The sequence below is a fragment of the Xenorhabdus sp. PB61.4 genome, from assembly GCF_963894935.1.
GTDB lineage: Bacteria > Pseudomonadota > Gammaproteobacteria > Enterobacterales > Enterobacteriaceae > Xenorhabdus > Xenorhabdus stockiae.
Genome location: NZ_CAWQJR010000173.1, coordinates 1 through 17,496, shown reverse-complemented (window position 1 = coordinate 17,496; position 17,496 = coordinate 1). Strand labels below are relative to the sequence as shown.

At 44.2% G+C, this 17,496-nt stretch carries 19 protein-coding genes and 1 other RNA gene; 8 read left to right on the top strand and 12 right to left on the bottom strand.

What is annotated here, in order from left to right; translation table 11 throughout:
• Window positions 1-19 precede the first annotated feature (19 nt).
• Window positions 20-673 carry an isoprenoid biosynthesis glyoxalase ElbB gene (gene elbB / locus AACX68_RS13290; RefSeq protein WP_228858035.1) on the top strand — a complete coding sequence of 218 codons (654 nt, stop codon included), beginning with the start codon at window positions 20-22 and terminating at the stop codon, window positions 671-673.
• Between the two features lie 4 nt (window positions 674-677).
• A complete protein-coding gene (gene mtgA / locus AACX68_RS13285) occupies window positions 678-1,388 on the top strand; it encodes a monofunctional biosynthetic peptidoglycan transglycosylase (protein WP_228858034.1) in 711 nt (236 codons plus the stop codon).
• Window positions 1,389-1,491: 103 nt separating this feature from the next.
• Here mtgA and dolP read toward each other — a convergent pair whose 3' ends face one another.
• The 4 genes from dolP to AACX68_RS13265 are packed head-to-tail and all read right to left on the bottom strand — an operon-like array spanning window position 1,492 to window position 5,029.
• A complete protein-coding gene (gene dolP, locus AACX68_RS13280; protein WP_228858033.1) occupies window positions 1,492-2,067 on the bottom strand; it encodes a division/outer membrane stress-associated lipid-binding lipoprotein in 576 nt (191 codons plus the stop codon).
• Window positions 2,068-2,078: 11 nt separating this feature from the next.
• On the bottom strand, window positions 2,079-2,669 hold the full coding sequence (gene diaA, locus AACX68_RS13275) for a DnaA initiator-associating protein DiaA (RefSeq protein ID WP_099122317.1): 591 nt from the start codon (window positions 2,667-2,669) through the stop codon (window positions 2,079-2,081).
• Between the two features lie 38 nt (window positions 2,670-2,707).
• On the bottom strand, window positions 2,708-3,097 hold the full coding sequence (locus AACX68_RS13270; RefSeq protein WP_099122318.1) for a YraN family protein: 390 nt from the start codon (window positions 3,095-3,097) through the stop codon (window positions 2,708-2,710).
• Window positions 3,098-3,157: 60 nt separating this feature from the next.
• Window positions 3,158-5,029, bottom strand: coding sequence for a penicillin-binding protein activator (locus tag AACX68_RS13265; protein WP_228858032.1), 1,872 nt, complete (start codon window positions 5,027-5,029; stop codon window positions 3,158-3,160).
• 63 nt (window positions 5,030-5,092) lie between these two features.
• On the opposite strand from AACX68_RS13265, the gene rsmI reads away from it, so the two are divergent.
• Both rsmI and rnpB read left to right on the top strand, forming a co-directional pair.
• Window positions 5,093-5,965: a 16S rRNA (cytidine(1402)-2'-O)-methyltransferase gene (rsmI, locus tag AACX68_RS13260; protein ID WP_228858031.1), complete on the top strand. Its 873-nt coding sequence runs from the start codon at window positions 5,093-5,095 to the stop codon at window positions 5,963-5,965.
• A gap of 69 nt (window positions 5,966-6,034) precedes the next feature.
• An RNA gene (rnpB, locus tag AACX68_RS13255) (RNase P RNA component class A) lies at window positions 6,035-6,419 on the top strand.
• Window positions 6,420-6,488: 69 nt separating this feature from the next.
• Here the strand turns inward: rnpB and AACX68_RS13250 are convergent.
• Window positions 6,489-7,211, bottom strand: a complete 723-nt coding sequence (locus AACX68_RS13250) for a pirin family protein (RefSeq protein ID WP_228858030.1) — start codon at window positions 7,209-7,211, stop codon at window positions 6,489-6,491.
• A 141-nt stretch (window positions 7,212-7,352) separates the two neighbouring features.
• On the opposite strand from AACX68_RS13250, the gene AACX68_RS13245 reads away from it, so the two are divergent.
• Window positions 7,353-8,243 (top strand): LysR family transcriptional regulator, encoded by an 891-nt coding sequence (locus AACX68_RS13245; RefSeq protein ID WP_099122323.1) that lies wholly within the window; start codon window positions 7,353-7,355, stop codon window positions 8,241-8,243.
• Window positions 8,244-8,310: 67 nt separating this feature from the next.
• Here the strand turns inward: AACX68_RS13245 and AACX68_RS13240 are convergent, their stop codons facing one another.
• The 5 genes from AACX68_RS13240 to AACX68_RS13220 form a co-directional block, all read right to left on the bottom strand.
• Window positions 8,311-8,706, bottom strand: a complete 396-nt coding sequence (locus AACX68_RS13240; protein WP_228858029.1) for a DoxX family protein — start codon at window positions 8,704-8,706, stop codon at window positions 8,311-8,313.
• A gap of 196 nt (window positions 8,707-8,902) precedes the next feature.
• The gene (locus AACX68_RS13235) at window positions 8,903-9,196 is read right to left on the bottom strand and encodes a YqjK-like family protein (RefSeq protein ID WP_228858028.1); all 294 of its coding nucleotides are present in this window, start codon (window positions 9,194-9,196) and stop codon (window positions 8,903-8,905) included.
• Entirely contained in the window at window positions 9,189-9,587 is a 399-nt protein-coding gene (locus AACX68_RS13230; RefSeq protein WP_228858027.1) for a phage holin family protein, read from the bottom strand. Before AACX68_RS13230 ends, AACX68_RS13235 begins: the two co-directional genes overlap by 8 nt.
• An 8-nt stretch (window positions 9,588-9,595) precedes the next feature.
• Entirely contained in the window at window positions 9,596-9,901 is a 306-nt protein-coding gene (locus AACX68_RS13225) for a DUF883 family protein (protein ID WP_099122326.1), read from the bottom strand.
• 191 nt (window positions 9,902-10,092) lie between these two features.
• A complete protein-coding gene (locus tag AACX68_RS13220; RefSeq protein WP_228858026.1) occupies window positions 10,093-10,761 on the bottom strand; it encodes a DedA family protein in 669 nt (222 codons plus the stop codon).
• A gap of 683 nt (window positions 10,762-11,444) precedes the next feature.
• Here AACX68_RS13220 and sstT point away from each other — a divergent pair.
• Window positions 11,445-12,689, top strand: a complete 1,245-nt coding sequence (gene sstT, locus AACX68_RS13215) for a serine/threonine transporter SstT (RefSeq protein ID WP_228858025.1) — start codon at window positions 11,445-11,447, stop codon at window positions 12,687-12,689.
• A 90-nt stretch (window positions 12,690-12,779) separates the two neighbouring features.
• On the opposite strand, the gene AACX68_RS13210 is transcribed toward sstT, so the two are convergent.
• On the bottom strand, window positions 12,780-14,801 hold the full coding sequence (locus tag AACX68_RS13210; protein WP_228858024.1) for an oxidoreductase: 2,022 nt from the start codon (window positions 14,799-14,801) through the stop codon (window positions 12,780-12,782).
• 383 nt (window positions 14,802-15,184) lie between these two features.
• On the opposite strand from AACX68_RS13210, the gene AACX68_RS13205 reads away from it, so the two are divergent.
• Entirely contained in the window at window positions 15,185-15,781 is a 597-nt protein-coding gene (locus AACX68_RS13205) for a GNAT family N-acetyltransferase (RefSeq protein ID WP_228858023.1), read from the top strand.
• Window positions 15,782-15,817: 36 nt separating this feature from the next.
• Here the strand turns inward: AACX68_RS13205 and AACX68_RS13200 are convergent, their stop codons facing one another.
• On the bottom strand, window positions 15,818-16,762 hold the full coding sequence (locus tag AACX68_RS13200; RefSeq protein ID WP_228858022.1) for a VirK/YbjX family protein: 945 nt from the start codon (window positions 16,760-16,762) through the stop codon (window positions 15,818-15,820).
• 501 nt (window positions 16,763-17,263) lie between these two features.
• On the opposite strand from AACX68_RS13200, the gene AACX68_RS13195 reads away from it, so the two are divergent.
• The coding region (locus AACX68_RS13195; protein WP_228858021.1) for a helix-turn-helix domain-containing protein at window positions 17,264-17,496 on the top strand (233 nt) is incomplete at its 3' end.

The window sequence follows — 17,496 nt, the reverse complement described above, 5'->3', positions numbered from 1 at the left end:
ACTACAAATGGAGATAAATATGAAATCTGTTGCAGTGATATTAAGTGGATGTGGGGTCTATGACGGGAGTGAAATCCATGAATCAGTCCTAACTATGCTCTCTTTGAGCCGTTTAGGCGCTGAAATGTCTTTTTTTTCTCCAGATGAGTCACAACATCATGTAATTAATCATCTTAATGGAGAGGAGAAACAAGAAATACGTCACATAATGGAAGAATCATCCCGCATAACAAGAGGTAATATTCAGCCATTATCTGAAATTAATGCCGATACATTGGATGCACTTATCGTTCCCGGAGGTTTTGGCGCAGCTAAAAATTTAAGTAATTTCGCCTTTAAAGGATTTGAGTGTGAAATAAATAAAGAATTTTTTAGTGTTATTCATAATATGCACAAAAAAGGCAAGCCGATGGGGTTTATGTGTATTGCTCCTGTGATGGTGCCTAAAATATTAGGCGAACCGATAAAAGTCACTATAGGTAATGATCCTGAAACGGTATCACAGATAGAGAAAATGGGCGGGGTTCATGTTGAATGCCCGGTTGACGACATTGTTATTGATTTTGAAAACAAAATTGTAACAACCCCAGCATATATGCTGGCTCAATCCTTGTCTGAGGCTGAAATAGGGATCGATAAATTAGTCAGAAAAATATTGGAAATGATTGAGTAATAGGATGAGAAATCCTTTTTCAATATTATGGCGCTGGTTGAAGAAAATTGTGATTACGATCACTCTTTTATGGTTTGTTGCAGTAATCACATTTTCATTTCTGCCAGTGCCGTTTTCTATGGTGATGCTGGAAAGACAGGTAGATGCGTTAATCTCAATTAATTTATCTTATGTTTCTCGCTCTAGTTGGGTGGACCAAGATCAAATCTCACCTTATATAGCATTAGCCGTGATTGCTGCCGAGGATCAACGGTTTCCGGAACACTGGGGATTTGATTTTTCTGCGATAAAAATGGCGGTGGAACATAATAAAAAAGATCAGAAACGGATACGTGGTGCTTCCACCATCACTCAGCAAACCGCCAAGAATTTATTCCTGTGGGAAGGGCGCAGTTGGGTAAGGAAAGGTCTGGAGGCGGGAATGGCAATGGTTCTGGAACTGGTATGGTCAAAGAAACGTATTCTGACTGTCTATCTGAATATTGCTGAATTTGGCAGGGGAATTTTTGGTGTGGAAGCCGCTTCCCGGCACTATTTCGGTAAACCAGCCAGCCGGCTGACCGCTTCTGAAGCGGCTCTTCTGGCGGCAGTATTACCTAATCCGATACGCTATCGGGTTGATGCACCTTCTGCCTATGTGCTGCAACGCCAGCAATGGATATTACGTCAAATGCAGTTATTGGGAGGGAAGCATTTTCTGACTCGAATAAACTGAAGATATAGTGTTGTGGTATTGCCGGAAAGACGGTGAATATAGAAGTACAAGCAGAGCGCCCTGTTTTCATGCTGCTCTGCTTGTAAAAATAACCCGGCGGTTGTTAGTCGAGATAAGTAAATGCGGTGGTTACACGTTTAATGCCATCAGTTTCACTGGCAATTTTCGCCGCATCAGCACCTTCCTGTCTGGTTACAATCCCGAATAAAAAGACTTCGCCATTTTCAGTCACCACTTTGATATTTGATGACTTCACAGCATCGCTGGCCAGAATTTTTGAACGAACTTTCGTTGTCAGCCAGGCATCCACTGAGGCAGCACCAAGAGAAACGGGTTTCCCTTGTCTAATTTCGTTATAGACCACACTGACACCTTCAGTTCTCGACGCTATCTGTTTTGCCCGCTCTGCCAGCTGCATATCCGGGCTTTGTCCGGTTAACAGAACCTTTCCCTGATAAACCGTCGTGACGATACGGGTCTGAGACTTAATTTGTGGATCTTTGCTTATGGCATTACTGACACGGGCTTCCAGAGTCGTATCATCCACCTGTTGCCCAACCGTCCGTGGGTCCGTACCTGCTTTGGTAGCAATTGCTGCGGAGCCTACAAGGGCTGCACCAATACACCCCTGTAGTAACATTGTGCTGCAAAATACCAGTAATAAAGAGAGTAACCGCATTATTTGGCTCCTTAGTCATCCTGATGAGGAAATAAAGTATTATCGATTAAGTCACACAGACAGTTGATTGTCAGCATATGGACTTCCTGAATCCTGACACTGTGATGGGAAGGAATACGGATTTCCACATCCTGTGGTCCCAGTAACCCTGCTAACTCACCGCCATCGAAACCTGTCAGTGCAACAATGGTCATATCGCGGGTAACGGCTGCTTCTACGGCTTTAATGATAGCCCGGCTGTTACCATGCGTAGAAATAGCCAGCAGAACATCTCCGGCCTGCCCCAGAGCCCGGACCTGCTTAGCGTAGATTTCTTCCGGCTGCCTGCTGCCGGCGATGGCAGTGATAACAACATTATCAGCATTCAGTGACAATGCTGGCAGACTTGGCCGCTCTGTTTCAAATCTATTTATCATACTGGCGGCAAAACGCTGTGCTGTTGCGGCGGATCCGCCATTGCCACAGCACAGGATCTTGTTGCCATTCAGCAGTGATTGAACCATCATCATTGCGGCGCGTGAAATGGCGTCCGGTAATGCCTCTGCTGCTGCGATTTGCGTTTGAATACTTTCTGTAAAGCAGACTTTAATTCTATCCAGCACGTTATGACCTATATTATTGATAATATATTTATTGAAATTCAGAACCTATCAGATAGGTTTTCATTTAAATTGAAGGCATCTTTCAGCCATTCAAATTTCTGACCGGTAATTGCGCAAACATCAAAACGGCAGGCCGCAGTATCAAGAGATTCGTTACGCTGGTAAAGCCAGACCGAAGCCGTATGCAATAACTTTCTGCGTTTGCTCTGGGTAATTGTAGCAATGGCATCACCATATTGTGCATTCTGGCGGAAACGAACTTCAACGAAAACCCACACCTGCTTGTCACGCATGATCAGATCGATTTCTCCGCCACGAATTTTCACATTCTCCGCAATAAACACAAGACCCTGTTTTTGCAGAAACTGTTTAACCTGCTGTTCGTAATGGCATCCCTGCGCGTAACGATTAATTTGGGGCTTTTTCATCCTGAAATTACCACTCAAAAGAAGATGTTATTTATCGGGCTGACTTACTGCATTCTGGCTCTACCCAGCATGATTGTCAGTAGCTGAGTTCTCTGTAGCACTGTTCAGCGTGCTGTCAGTATTTTCGGCTGCGTTATTTTCTGTCATACGGCTCTCCAGCATAATGCGCCCATTGCTGAATTGCATCCACGGCAACTGGCGATATATTGTACAATCATTTGTGGCAGAGAGTTCACCAGATTCGCCATTCATATTGAAACCGCTGGCTTGTTGTAGCTGGGTAAAGTGATTAGCCAGTGACCAGGCGTCAATTCCCATTGCGTAGAGGCGCATCAGAGAGTAATCATTCCCGAACTTACTGGCAGCCTGCCTCATCAGTGGAACATTCGCTCCCGTCAATAATGGGACATCGCTGAACTGCATACCATCCATTTCCAGACGAAAATCCGGGCCTGCATCGGCTTTATTACTGCGTGAGCTGGCATAAAGAGCCGGTTTTTTGCGGGAGCTGATTGCCATATCAATCATTGGCTTGATGAGTGTCAGTTCATCGGTTGTTGCCACAATATAGACCGCATCAACCGGGCCACGAGATGTGCTGGTGACAACGGCTAAGTGCTTATCTGCTTGTGTTGTATCGGCAAATTGCGTTTCATTGTCGTCAGGAACAGAATTGCTGACCGGAATTGCCGTTCCGGACATACGGATGCCGGCCCCCCGATTCATAGATTGTCTCATTTCCGCCACTGTACCGAAGGATTGTTGTAATACTTCAGAACCCCCCAATTTCTGCCATTCAGTTGCGAAGGCATTTGCCACTCTGTTGCCTAATACGGAGCGTGGTACTAATACCAGTGGATTATGTTTCTGCTGCTGCCAGATGTGCTGCGCTGCGCTTTTAGCTTCGTCCTCAGGTGACAGGGAGAAGTAACAGAAATTAGGATGAAGTTGTGTTGTATCCGGTTTATTCAATGCCAGAATATTTAACGGAGTATTTATCTGTACCAACTGTTCTACCTGAGGTTTCAGCAGAGGGCCAACGACGAGTGTTACTCCGTCCTGCTCCGCCTGTGCCAGCAGATTAGCCAAAGGCTGGCTGTCGGTATCATAGATTTTCACCACCTGATGATTGACAGGAACTGAATTAATGGTGAATTGCCCTGCCATATCCGTTTCCGTTGTATCCGCTGTTATTTCTTGATCGGCTTCCACTGCGTTGGTAATGCTGCTATCAGCAGAATTCGTGTCAACAGAATCGGTATCAACAGAAGTATTATCGACAGCGCCACTAGGCGTTACAGCGGATGTACTTACAGGTAGCTCAGGCTTTGGCAATCCTTTTTGTGCATCCAGAAACCCCTGACGAATTGCATCACCAAATGCTTTCGCCTGACCACTCAAAGGCAGGAAAAGCCCGATACTGGCCTGTTGGTTTTGAGTAACATGTAACATTTGTTTCAGAGAAGAAGGCAAGCTCTGAACAGCGGGGTTTTCCGGATAACGAATTTGCCAGTCCCGAATGGCCGAACGAAGTTTGTCCGCATCCTGCTTATTAGCCTGATAAGCGTTGAGCAGGTCGAGCCAACCCTGAAGAGTGTATTCATTGGCATTAATGACCAGTTCACTGAGCTGCTGGGAAGTAAGATGAGTCAGGGCCTGCCAAGTATCATCAATATTTTGCTGATGTGCGGCTTCATTTTCTATATTGGGTTCCAGTGCAATATAAGCACGGATGACTTCCAGAGAAGGCTGGTTGCCGGCATTATCAATAATGGCCTGATAGCGGTTAATCTCTGCGCTGATCTTGTCTTGTGGCTCAGAAGGTGGTTGCCCTTGTGGTGTAGGCATGGTACACCCTGCAATAATCATAGTTGTCAGCAATGCTGTGCAGACTAAACCAGTTTTGAAACGCACAAAAATTGAGGGAAGCATACTGTATCCAGTGATGTTTTTTTCAAAGATGCTCAATTTTAAATCGGTCATTCGGATGAAACAATGAATCAAACCAATCGAGCAGTGGTTACGACATCTACGCTGTATGTTGTGCCAACTCCTATCGGAAATCTGGGGGATATCACTCAGCGCGCACTTGAAGTTCTTAAACATGTCGATTTGATTGCTGCCGAAGATACGCGACATACCGGCCTGTTACTTCAACATTTTGCCATTAATGCGCGCATGTTCGCACTTCATGATCATAATGAACAGCAGAAAGCAGATCAATTAATTGCGAAATTACAACAGGGTTTAAGTATTGCGCTCGTCTCTGATGCCGGAACGCCATTAATTAATGATCCGGGATATCACCTTGTCCGCCGCTGTCGTGAAGCCGGAATTAGTGTTGTTCCGTTGCCGGGGCCTTGTGCGGCAATTGCGGCATTATCTGCTGCCGGTCTGCCTTCAGATCGGTTTTGCTATGAAGGTTTTCTGCCAGCCAAAAGCAAAGGGCGTCAGGATGCGCTGCGTGATTTGGCTCAGGAATCAAGGACAATGATTTTCTATGAATCCACTCATCGTTTGCTGGACAGCTTAGAAGATATTGTTGAAGTCTGGGGAGCAGAGCGATATGTGGTATTGGCGCGAGAGCTGACGAAAACATGGGAATCTATTCAGGGTATGCCTGTGGGAGAATTACTGGCGTGGGTCAGGGAGGATGAAACTCGCCGTCGGGGAGAAATGGTGTTGATTGTCGAGGGGTATCACAAACCCGCAGATGACAGCCTCCCGCCGGAAGCATTACGGACACTGGCATTATTACAAAAAGAGCTGCCGTTGAAGAAAGCAGCGGCTTTGGCCGCTGAGATTCATGGCGTGAAGAAAAATGCTCTGTATCGCTATGCTATTGAGCAAAATGAAGCTGAAATATGAAAATGAGAAAATAAGGGGATGTATGAAAACTCCTATACATCAGGAAATAAACCCCTTATAATCCGCGCCGGAGTTGGCTAGACAGTCGCTGCTTTACTGCTCTCTTCGGGGAAAAGTAAAGGGGAGGAAAGTCCGGGCTCCACAGGGCAGGGTGCCAGATAACGTCTGGGAGGTGAAAGCCTACGACCAGTGCAACAGAGAGCAAACCGCCGATGGCTCACTTTTCTTCGTGAGAAGCTGAGATCAGGTAAGGGTGAAAGGGTGCGGTAAGAGCGCACCGCGCGGCTGGTAACAGTCCGTGGCACGGTAAACTCCACCCGGAGCAAGACCAAATAGAGGTTCACATGGTACGGCCCGTATCGAACCCGGGTAGGTTGCTTGAGCCAGCGCGTAAGTTCTGGCCTAGATGAATGATTGTCCACGACAGAACCCGGCTTATCGGCCAACTCCACAGATTCAGCCCCATAAAGCGTCAGCTTTATGGGGCTTCTTCTTTTATTTAGGATATTAATCAGAAAGTGGATCAGGATGATTGATTTCCCAAATCAATCAGCAGCCCCTGAAATGCAGAAGTTGCCCGCAGGTTCAGTTGTGTTTCATCCTGAATAAATATCCCATCCCCACACCTGATACTGGCATGTGTTGCTGTGCCAGATTTGCTGTCAGTATGAATTTCAGCATTACCGCTGACAGATTGTAGGTAAGCACGTCTCCCTTGTAACGGTACGTTATGAGCCTCACCAGCTTGTAGCATAAGGTAGCTTATCCACGCTGATTGGCGCAGGTGCATGCTGTTTTTTCCGGAAGCAGGTGAAGCCAGTAATATGAGTGGCTGAGCTGACAGCTTCTTGCACTGTACCGGTTGCGGAGCCTGATGTGGCTTGGCATCAAGCCAGATTTGCAGGCGATGCAGCGGTTTTTTCTTACTGAGATTATGCTCGCTGTAGCGTAGATCCTGACGAGCGGAAAATAGCAGACAGTCTCCCTGATGAGCCTGAATGTAGTTTCCTGCACTATCACGGTATTCCGCTTCACCCTGTAGAATAATATTCAGGATATCGACATGAGGATAAGCCTTTGGCTTGAGTTCTGTTTGTGGGGCAAGTATTTCCTGATTAAGTACTCGTAGTGCCCCGTAGTTCAAAAAATTTGGGTCAAAATAGTGACCGAATGAAAAAGTATACTGCGCTTTTAACCAACCGTAGTCGGCTTTTCCACACTGATTTGCTGTTCTGGTTATTATCATGAGTATGTTCTCCTTGCCACACACTGTCAGTCTCAATCTTAATTATCTGGACGTTGAAATGTTAGCCAGTTAATCTGCTCCCTATATTCAAATTTACTGACTGAGAAATTGTGGGTAACGGACATATATGGGTAAAGAATTATGGGTAAAGAACGAGCGTTAACACTGGAATCCCTGCGGGTTATGGATGCAATAGAACGTCGGGGAAGTTTTGCGGCCGCAGCGGATGAATTGGGAAGAGTGCCCTCTGCATTAAGTTATACCATGCAGAAACTGGAAGAAGAGCTGGATGTTGTGCTGTTTGACCGCTCCGGACATCGGACAAAATTTACCAATGTTGGCCGAATGTTGCTTGATAGGGGCAGGGTACTGCTTGAAGCAGCGGACAAGCTCACCACAGATGCACAGGCGCTTGCTCGTGGCTGGGAAACCCATTTATTTATCGTCTGTGAAGCCTTGTTTCCTGTTGAGTCACTTTTTCCCCTTGTGGACAAGCTGGCGAATAAATCGAATACTCAGCTTTCATTGGTTACAGAAGTGCTGGCAGGTGCCTGGGAACGCCTGGAAACTGGCTATGCAGATATTGTCATTGCGCCAGATCTTCATTTCAGGGCATCAGCAGAAATCAACTCACGCCCTCTTTACTCCATCAAAAATGTTTATGTTGCCAGTATGGATCATCCTATCCACAATGAACCGGAACCTTTATCCGATGCTACGCGGGTTAAATACCGCGGGATAGCGGTAGCTGATACGGCAAGAGAACGCCCGGTGCTGACAGTCCAGCTACTGGATAAGCAACCCCGGTTAACGGTCAGTTCTCTGGAAAATAAACGGCGGGCGCTGTTGGCCGGTCTGGGGGTCGCAACAATGCCCTATCCGATGGTGGAGAAAGATATTGCAGAAGGCCGTCTGCGGGTTGTTGGTTCGGAATATATCCATGAAACTAACATTATTATGGCATGGCGGCGTGACCGGATGGGAGAAGCCAAGGCATGGTGCCTGCGGGAAATTCCTAAATTATTCAAGTAGCCATTATCAAAAAGCCCCTGAGTGAGGGGCTTTGATGTATGAGGGTATTTTGTATTATGGCAGGTAATTACCAGTTCTTTTTCAGCAAACGGTCAATACTGAATTTGCCCGGTCCCATCATTGCCAGCAACAGATAACCTGCACCGATAGAGAAGTTTTTCAGGAACATCGTCTGGTTCATACCATCTGAAAAATCATAGTGGAACAGCAGTGCGGTCAGGATACAGAAAATAAAAGTAAATACGGCTGTCGTACGGGTCAACAATCCGAACAGCACAGCGAGGCCGCCGCCGAGTTCAAGCAAGATAGTGAGTGGCAGTAAAATGCCGGGCACGTGCATTGCTTCCATGAATTCCTGTGTGCCTGCATAAGCACTCCCTAACTTCCCATAGCCTGCAATAATGAACAGGACTGAAATTAAAATACGTGCGACTAATAAACCACTATCTTCAAATTTTTTCATGAACGTCTCCAGGCGTGTGTTCTAAAAAGCACAATTAAGCTCATCATTTATTGATGGTATTTGTTGATGGAGAGTATTCTAAGGAGAGGTGTCATTGGTTGATAGTAAGGAATATTAACAATTTAATGCAATTTTTTTGAAGGAATACCTCAATATACGTAAAGAGATTTGAAAAAGAATAATCCGGTAGAAAATATTAACGCCTGTTAAAGATATTACGGGCAGTATCAATGAGTTTCCAGACGCCAAGCATACGGAGCGACCAACGATAAAGCTTTTTAGGGTGGCGGATGCCATAGAGCAGTAATATGCCACTGCCGACCGCAAAATAAGGCTTGAAAGAGAGCAGTGTCTGCCAGCTATGATCGTAAGTGCGGGTAAGGGCGAGCCACTGTTGACCGTGCTCTGAAAGAGACTGACGCTGTAGCTGGATTTGTTGCAGTAATGCCTGCTTGTGCTCTTTCCGTTGCAGGCGTCGCGGCTTATTCATGGTCATTTTCCAACATATTGCGATCGATTCTGAGTTGCTCTCGGGTGGCATTAAAAAAAGCCAGATGGCGGGATTTTCTGATAGTCCAAATCGTGCCAAGCACGGCGAGAAGCAGTAAGGTTCCTGCGGCAATAGCGATAATGGTCATCTGGTAGACCGGATCAACGGCCAGAAAGACCAGTATTAACAAACATGTTATGCCAAGGGCTGCGAATAACAGCGTGAACCCTACCAGCAACAGTAATTTCACCAGCGTGGCGGCGCCCTCTTCCAGCTCAACTGCTGCAAGCTGAACTCGGGTTTCAACCATGCCGACAATCAGAGTTGCTACTCGCCGTAAGGTATTAAATATTCCTCTCCCCGGGCCTTGTGAATGGGGTAATTGCGTCATATTAGATATTAGCGTCTTGCCAGTAATACACCCAGTACGATGCCTACTGCTGCACCGATACCCACACCAGTCCAGGGATTATCGCGGACATAATTATCTGCACGACCGGCTATTTCTTTGGTCTGGCCTGTGAGTTTATCGCCGGCATCACTGATAACAGTGCGGGCATCTTTCAACATTTTCTCTGCTTTATTGCGAATTTTCTCCAGTTCTGCTTTGGATTGTTCACCAGAGCTGTTGAGAACTTCTTCCAGAGTATCCGCAAGGGACTGTAATTCAGCACGTAATTCGTCAGAGTTTTTTTTCTGTGGCATGGAATTCTCCTCGTATATATACGGTGAATGAATTTCTACCATAGACGTTTTTATAAGGAGTTTAAAGGCAAGATGGTGAAAAATTATCACATGATGCGACAGATTAATCCGAAATACATAGCAGGAATTGGTGTTCAAACCCCCTGCAACATGGTTATCTGCAATGCTACAGGGGAAATAAAGAGGGAGAATTATTGGGTAGAATTATTTGTGCGTTTTTTGCGCCAGATAAACGTCAGGCTACCAATTAAACCGATCAGTAACAGACCTACAGGCAGCAGCACCAGAAAGTTCATCAGATACTGTTCATACTCGCGGAATAGGGGGCTTTTACCGAGGGCATAGCCCAGAGTCATCAGGATAATGACCCATAGGAAACCACTGAGCCAATTGAATATCTGAAAACGTGTATTATTCAGCCCGGCAAGACCTGCCAGTGTGGGCAGTAATGTTCTGACAAAAGCGATGAAACGGCCGATTAGCAGTGCTGACAAGCCATGACGATGGAAGAGATTATGGGCACGTTGATGATAATGGGGAGGAAGATGGGACAGCCATCCCTGCACTAATTTTGTGTTCCCCAACCAGCGTCCCTGAAGATAGCCAACCCAGCAACCGAGACTCGCACCCGCGGTAAGAACAATTAATGTAATGGAAAAATCCATTGTATCCTGAGCAACCAGAACGCCAACTAATATCAGTAAACTATCACCGGGCAAAAATGCCGCAGGTAACACCCCATTTTCCAGAAACAGGATTGTGAATAGCAGAAGGTAAATGACCCAAACTAATGATGGGTTAGATAGTGTTGCGTAATCTTGGTGCCAAAGTGCATAAATAAGGTCTGTTACAATTTCCATCAAATGTTCCTAAAACGCGGGTTAAGGATTACATCTTACTTTTATGGTGTATTTATGATTTTTTACTATTAAATAATCATAATATACAAAAAGTTATATACGGATTGACAATTATGATCCTTCAAACTCCTTTCGAATGGCATGAATAAATGACAGGGACACTCTAACAAAATCATCAGTAGTGAAACAGAAAATTTTGGTGAGCAATTGAACATTTGTATGAATATAAAAGTAATATCGTCCAGAGATATCAATTAATTAATTCAGTTAAGAAGTTTGCATAAAATAACTCTGTTTTCTGATTTTCCCTGTTGTATAGCTGTATTTCTGCTTTTTCCAGCCAGAAAAACTTCGTTTTATCATCACATAGTAAAAAAAATCCATAAATAATATTGGAGATAATGCCGGTGATGGTGACTATCGCCAAAGCGGGTAATTCATATAACATTTTGATTGTAAAATATAAATTTTAATCCTCATTCCTTTTGGGATTTCAGGGATGCCTGATGAAATAGGAAATGTGTAGAATGGATCACACAAATGTGACTATTTTGTTATCACTTGTTGAGTTGGTTGTATATTTTTATTAATTATTATTTTCATTTTTCTGAACTTTCCTACTACTGGAAAAGCAAACACAAAACCAACAGGCTGATTAAGCCAAAATATCAAATGGATAGGCTATGGAAAAACAACAAAAAGGCTTTGTGCAATATATTGTACAGGGAAGCCTAGTCACACAAATTATTATCGGATTAATTGCAGGGATATTACTGGCATGGATAATGCCTTCTGCTGCTCAATCAACCAGCTTATTAGGTGAGCTCTTTGTCGGTGCTTTGAAAGCAGTTGCACCGGTTCTGGTTTGGGTTCTGGTTATGTCTTCTATTGCTAATCATAAGAAAGGCCAGAAAACGAATATCCGACCGATTGTCGTTCTCTATATTATGGGAACCTTCCTTGCTGCTGTTGTCGCTGTGATCGGCAGTATTTTATTCCCGTCAACATTAATACTGGTGACGAATGAAGCTCAAATGTCACCACCAGATAATATCATTGAAGTATTGAAGGGAGTATTGCTCAATGTGGTTGCTAACCCAATTGATGCGATATTAAAAGGGAATTATGTTGGTATTCTGGCATGGTCAATCGGGCTGGGTATCGCATTACGCCACGCGAAGGAATCTACCAAATCAGTGGTTCAGGATTTGGCTGAAGCGGTGACTCAGGTTGTTCGTGTTGTTATTCGTCTGGCTCCTCTCGGGATTTTTGGTCTGGTTGCTTCCACTATTGCCACAACAGGCTTCGATACATTACTCGGTTATGGACATCTATTGGTTGTACTTCTGAGCTGTATGATTGTTGTTGTACTGGTTGTTAACCCATTAATTGTATATTGGAAGATACGTCGCAACCCTTACCCACTGGTTTTTGACTGCCTGCGTGAAAGTGGTGTGACCGCTTTCTTTACCCGCAGTTCTGCTGCCAATATCCCGGTTAACATGGCAATGTGCCGCCGTATGAATCTGGATGAGGATACCTATTCAGTCTCAATTCCATTGGGAGCAACGATCAATATGACGGGTGCTGCGGTGACCATCACGGTATTGACGCTGGCAGCGGTAAATACACTGGGTATACCTGTTGATATTCCAACGGCGATACTATTGAGTGTGGTTTCAGCAATTGCAGCATGTGGAGCATCAGGGATAGCAGGTGGATCATTATTATTAATCCCTCTCGCGTGCAGTATGTTCGGTATCTCCAATGAGATCTCCATGCAGGTTGTTGCGGTAGGTTTAATTATTGGTGTATTGCAGGATTCGGCTGAAACCGCCCTGAATTCCTCAACAGATGTATTGTTTACTGCCGCAGCCTGTCAGGCTGAAGATGCCAAACAGGTACCTGAAGAGTTAGCACGGCGCTAATGATAAACAGCAAGAGTGACAATAAGTGATAGGTTTATTGTCACTCTTCTTTTATCCGCGCTTCATTTGTATTAACTTTTCATTTCTGCACTAAATCTTTACTGCCAGCCGGGTTCCCTGATCAATCGCTCTGCGGGCATCCAGCTCGGCTGCGACATCGGCTCCACCAATTAAATGTACACTTTTACCCATATCCTGTAGTGGCTGATACAGCGCTTTCAGAGGCTCCTGTCCTGCGCAGATCACCACATTATCGACTTCAAGACATTGCTGTTCACCTTCACGGCTGATATGTAATCCTTGATCATCAATTTTCAGGTACTGAACATTATTCAGCATCGTGATGCCACGCATCGAGAGACTGGCCCGGTGGATCCAGCCAGTGGTTTTACCCAGACCTTCCCCGACTTTAGTCTCTTTGCGTTGTAACAGATAAATCTTCCGGGGCGAGAGTTCCACTCGTGCGCCTTCTGGCTGTAATCCACCTCGGTGAGAAAGCGTCTGGTCGATCCCCCACTCCTGAGAGAATGCGTGGCTGCTCAGGCTGGTGCTTTGTCCACTCTGGCTCAGATACTCCGCAGTATCAAAACCAATCCCACCGGCACCGATAATAGCAACGCGTGGCCCGACATGACGTTTATGCTTTAACACATCCAGATAAGTCAGGACTTTTTCATGGTGAATGCCATCAATAGCGGGTGTCCGTGGTGTAATGCCGCTGGCAATGACGACTTCATCAAACGCAGCAAGTTGTTCTGCTGTTGCAGTGTGATTAAGTCTGACGTCAACACCATTCAGTGCCAACTGGCGTTCAAAATAGCGCAGTGTTTCATGGAACTCTTCTTTACCCGGGATCTGCTTAGCAATATTAAATTGCCCGCCAATTTTATTTTCACGCTCAAATAATGTGACATGATGCCCGCGGCTGGCGGCTGTGGTAGCGAAGGATAAACCCGCCGGCCCGGCTCCGACTACGGCAATAGTTTTAGGAGAAGTCACGGGTTCAGCAATAAATTCTGTTTCATGGCAGGCGCGTGGATTGACCAGACATGAAGTCAGTTTGCCGACAAATATTCTGTCCAGACACGCCTGATTACAGCCAATACAGGTGTTGATTTCATCCGCCCGATTTTGTTCTGCTTTTAGCATAAATTCCGCATCGGCCAGAAAAGGACGCGCCATAGAAACCATATCGGCACAGCCCTCGTTGAGTATCTGCTCTGCAACATGGGGATCATTGATACGGTTAGTTGTAATCAAAGGAATTGTGACTTTTCCCATCAGTTTTTTGGTCACCCAGCTAAATCCGGCTCTGGGCACCATTGTGGCGATTGTCGGGATACGGGCTTCATGCCAGCCAATACCGGTATTGATGATGGAGGCTCCAGCCTGTTCAATGGCCTGAGCAAGTTGCTCGATTTCCTGCCAGTCGGAACCTTCTTCCACTAAATCCAGCATGGAAAGGCGATAAATAATGATGAACTGTTCCCCGACGATAGCGCGCACAGCTTTGACAATTTCTATGGCAAAACGCATGCGGTTTTCGAAACTGCCTCCCCATTGATCCTGCCGATGGTTAGTGCGGGCAACCAGAAACTGATTAATGAGATAGCCTTCTGACCCCATGATTTCAACACCATCATACCCGGCTTGCTGCGCCAGTTGAGCACAGCGCGCAAAGTCACTGATGGTTTGTTGTATATCTTCTTCAGTCATTTCTTTAGGGATAAATGGATTAATCGGAGCCTGAAGAGCAGAAGGAGCAACCAGTTTTTTTTGATAGCTATAACGCCCGGTATGCAGGATCTGGAGAGCAATTTTGCCACCGGCTTGATGTACTGCATCTGTAATGAACTTATGGTGAGGTAACTCATCTTCACTGTTCAGCACACTTGCACCTGCCGAAACTACGCCTTGTGGATTGGGAGAAATACCCCCTGTGACAATAAGGGCAACCCCTCCAGCAGCCCGTTCGGCATAGAATTGAGCCAGCCTTCGGGTTCCGTCAGGATGTTCTTCAAGCCCTGTATGCATCGAACCCATCAGGACGCGGTTCTTTAAGGTAGTAAAGCCTAAATCCAGAGGGGTAAATAAGTGAGGGTAATTGCTCATTACAGTCTCCATCGAATAATTTGACGACTCACACATTATTATTGTTTTCAATATGGCTTAGCTATTCGCTAAGTGGTCGGATGAGATTGGTACAAATTTAGACGGTTCCAGTCTGATTGGAATCACTTTGTGAATTGATTGTGACAGATATCATGAAATCATCTTACTCAATGGGTTTGAAGATTTAGTTAAATAAAGTTTCATTTTGAATAAATCCCACAAAAAACACTTCACATGAATGTAATATTTATTTAACTTTCATTTAAGATAATGAGGATTTTTTCAGTTACCCTGCCGTCGGTAAAAATCAGCCTTATTCATAGGTTGTCTTTAAAAATAGTGCGCAGCAGTAAAAAGTAAAAATATCCAAGGATAACAACATAATGCAAAACATAACTGAACAAGTCACTTTAACAGGAAAACATGTCACTTTAGTACCTTTGACGCAGGAAAGGCATGATGAGTTCGTCAACGCTATTGAAGATGGTCAATTACATCAGTTGTGGTGCGCTAATGTACCTGCTCCGGATGGTTTGAAAGCTGAAATTGATCGCCGTCTGGGCTTACATGCACAGGGAAAAATGCTACCTTTCGCTGTTATTGATAATCAAAGGAATGTGGCAGTAGGTATGACATCCTATATGAATATTGATGACACGCTTCCCAGGCTGGAAATTGGTTCGACCTGGTATGCTAAATCAGCGCAACGCACGCCTATTAATACAGAAACAAAATACCTGTTAATGGAGTACGCGTTTGAAAAACTCGGTTGTGTTGCGTTGGAGATACGCACTCATTTTCTGAATCAACAGAGTCGCAGGGCAATTGAACGCTTGGGGGCAAAGCTGGATGGCATACTGCGCAATCACTTACGGGCAAAAAATGGCTCAATTAGGGATACTTGCGTATACAGTATAGTACTCAGCGAATGGCCTGCCATAAAAACGCATCTTACATGGTTAATGGCGAAGCCTCGCTGAATGTCGTATCAGAAAACTCGTTTTTTGTGATGATTATTAATGGGTGAGAGCGCTTTTAATATGGCTCTCCAAATCATCCAGTAACTGATAACGGCGACGATATTCTGAGCGTTTTTTGCTGGGGATCTCATCCAGTGGTTTTCTTTCAATGATTGATGGCAGATGAAAATCGTTATTATCTTTTCTGGAACCACTCAGAGATTCCCAGAACGCATTATAGTCAGCCACCATCAGGTGTTTTTTCTTATGCCAATAACGGATACTGCGATAGATATGAGTTTCGTTGCTGACGGCTAAGATCTGCTCACAGTTGGTATGTTCAGCAAAACGGCAAATAGACTCGATCAGTAAACGTTTAGGGAATAAACCATGACACTCTTTTGTTGCATTACGGATAATATCCAGAGAATTATCCCCTTTAGCAGGGCCTTGTAATACACCGATAAATAAAGTTTGCTTGCCATTAATTTTTAATAAAGTGAATGCACATTTTGCCAGAATGACATTCTCTTCTGTAGTCATATATAAAGATAGTTCACCTTCTTTATTCAGATTATCCAAAGAGTCTATATATATATTAAACGACTCGTTTTTCCCCTGAATAGTTGCCAGTAAATAAGCATCAGTATTAAATATCTTGTCAATAACAGTCGGAGCAAGCTGTTGAAATAAAATTTTATAATGCTCACTAATTGCATGAACAATCTGGTTTCGTTTGAAATTAATACTTAAATATGGACGATGTGGTTTACAGGGTAAACTCGGTTGTTTTTTTAAAATATCCTGATAAATAGGTGTGTTGGCAATTCTGTCCAATAGTTTAAATGTAGAAACCGGCGTAAAAAAACTGCGTAAAGCAAATTTCGCCCGATTGCTCGAGGAGTGCCAGTGTAGCCCTGGTGTAATACGTTTCCCGACAAGGTCGGAAAACAGTTTTATGCCTGAATACGTTTTAGTTTCAGATTGTTGTAGATACTTCATTAGTTATAAATCCAAAATAATAAAAGCAGAGGCGCTATTCTACCACTTTTTTATTGGATATATACTCAACATCTTTCAAATTTTCTCTTTGGTGATCTATAGTTACTCGCTAAAGTTACTACTTTAATGAGTAGATGGTTATCAATGATCCCTAGAAAGCTGGCTATCTGAGCTTTATAATGTAGCTATGAGTCTGCCAAATATATCATATTGACTTTAAAGAATTCTTTAACTTTATCTAAATTATTTTTACATAAATTTTCATTTTACAGCATTTTCGATACAGACTATTTTTTTAGTGGATGTTGAATGATTTAATTTATTTCTTATTTAATGAGTGAACGAAGAATTATTTATAAGTAATTATACAACTGTTGATAAAATATTAACCCGGAATATTAAATAGCTTGTCAAAATGGTAGGAGTATCAAAGAAACTCGATCCTAAATTTGCGAAATTTTTGTTCCCAAAACGCAAAATCACAGAAAAAAGGATCGAGTCATGCTCATCATACCACCCACTTCACGAAATGAACGTCGGCAGATGAAAAAAATCGTTCAAAAAACATCTGATAAAAATTATGCTCGGCGGATCATGGGGATACTTCTACTGGGTAAAACACATTCTGTCCCCCAAGTGGCGAGGATACTTTGTTGCGCCGAATCTTCCGTTTGGCGTTGGCTGAAAAAGTTTAGAGAACAAGGGTGGGCAGGCTTACAGAGCTTACCTGCCGG

Bases quoted from the DNA above. Each gene is read 5' to 3' on its own strand.
- AACX68_RS13250 (WP_228858030.1), bottom strand. From the start codon at position 7,211: ATGATAATAACCAGAACAGCAAATCAGTGTGGAAAAGCCGACTACGGT.
- sstT (WP_228858025.1), top strand. From the start codon at position 11,445: ATGGAAAAACAACAAAAAGGCTTTGTGCAATATATTGTACAGGGAAGC.
- AACX68_RS13270 (WP_099122318.1), bottom strand. From the start codon at position 3,097: ATGAAAAAGCCCCAAATTAATCGTTACGCGCAGGGATGCCATTACGAA.
- AACX68_RS13205 (WP_228858023.1), top strand. From the start codon at position 15,185: ATGCAAAACATAACTGAACAAGTCACTTTAACAGGAAAACATGTCACT.
- AACX68_RS13220 (WP_228858026.1), bottom strand. From the start codon at position 10,761: ATGGAAATTGTAACAGACCTTATTTATGCACTTTGGCACCAAGATTAC.
- AACX68_RS13240 (WP_228858029.1), bottom strand. From the start codon at position 8,706: ATGAAAAAATTTGAAGATAGTGGTTTATTAGTCGCACGTATTTTAATT.
- elbB (WP_228858035.1), top strand. From the start codon at position 20: ATGAAATCTGTTGCAGTGATATTAAGTGGATGTGGGGTCTATGACGGG.
- mtgA (WP_228858034.1), top strand. From the start codon at position 678: ATGAGAAATCCTTTTTCAATATTATGGCGCTGGTTGAAGAAAATTGTG.
- AACX68_RS13235 (WP_228858028.1), bottom strand. From the start codon at position 9,196: ATGAATAAGCCGCGACGCCTGCAACGGAAAGAGCACAAGCAGGCATTA.
- AACX68_RS13210 (WP_228858024.1), bottom strand. From the start codon at position 14,801: ATGAGCAATTACCCTCACTTATTTACCCCTCTGGATTTAGGCTTTACT.
- AACX68_RS13200 (WP_228858022.1), bottom strand. From the start codon at position 16,762: ATGAAGTATCTACAACAATCTGAAACTAAAACGTATTCAGGCATAAAA.
- AACX68_RS13265 (WP_228858032.1), bottom strand. From the start codon at position 5,029: ATGCTTCCCTCAATTTTTGTGCGTTTCAAAACTGGTTTAGTCTGCACA.
- dolP (WP_228858033.1), bottom strand. From the start codon at position 2,067: ATGCGGTTACTCTCTTTATTACTGGTATTTTGCAGCACAATGTTACTA.
- AACX68_RS13230 (WP_228858027.1), bottom strand. From the start codon at position 9,587: ATGACGCAATTACCCCATTCACAAGGCCCGGGGAGAGGAATATTTAAT.
- AACX68_RS13225 (WP_099122326.1), bottom strand. From the start codon at position 9,901: ATGCCACAGAAAAAAAACTCTGACGAATTACGTGCTGAATTACAGTCC.
- rsmI (WP_228858031.1), top strand. From the start codon at position 5,093: ATGAATCAAACCAATCGAGCAGTGGTTACGACATCTACGCTGTATGTT.
- AACX68_RS13245 (WP_099122323.1), top strand. From the start codon at position 7,353: ATGGGTAAAGAACGAGCGTTAACACTGGAATCCCTGCGGGTTATGGAT.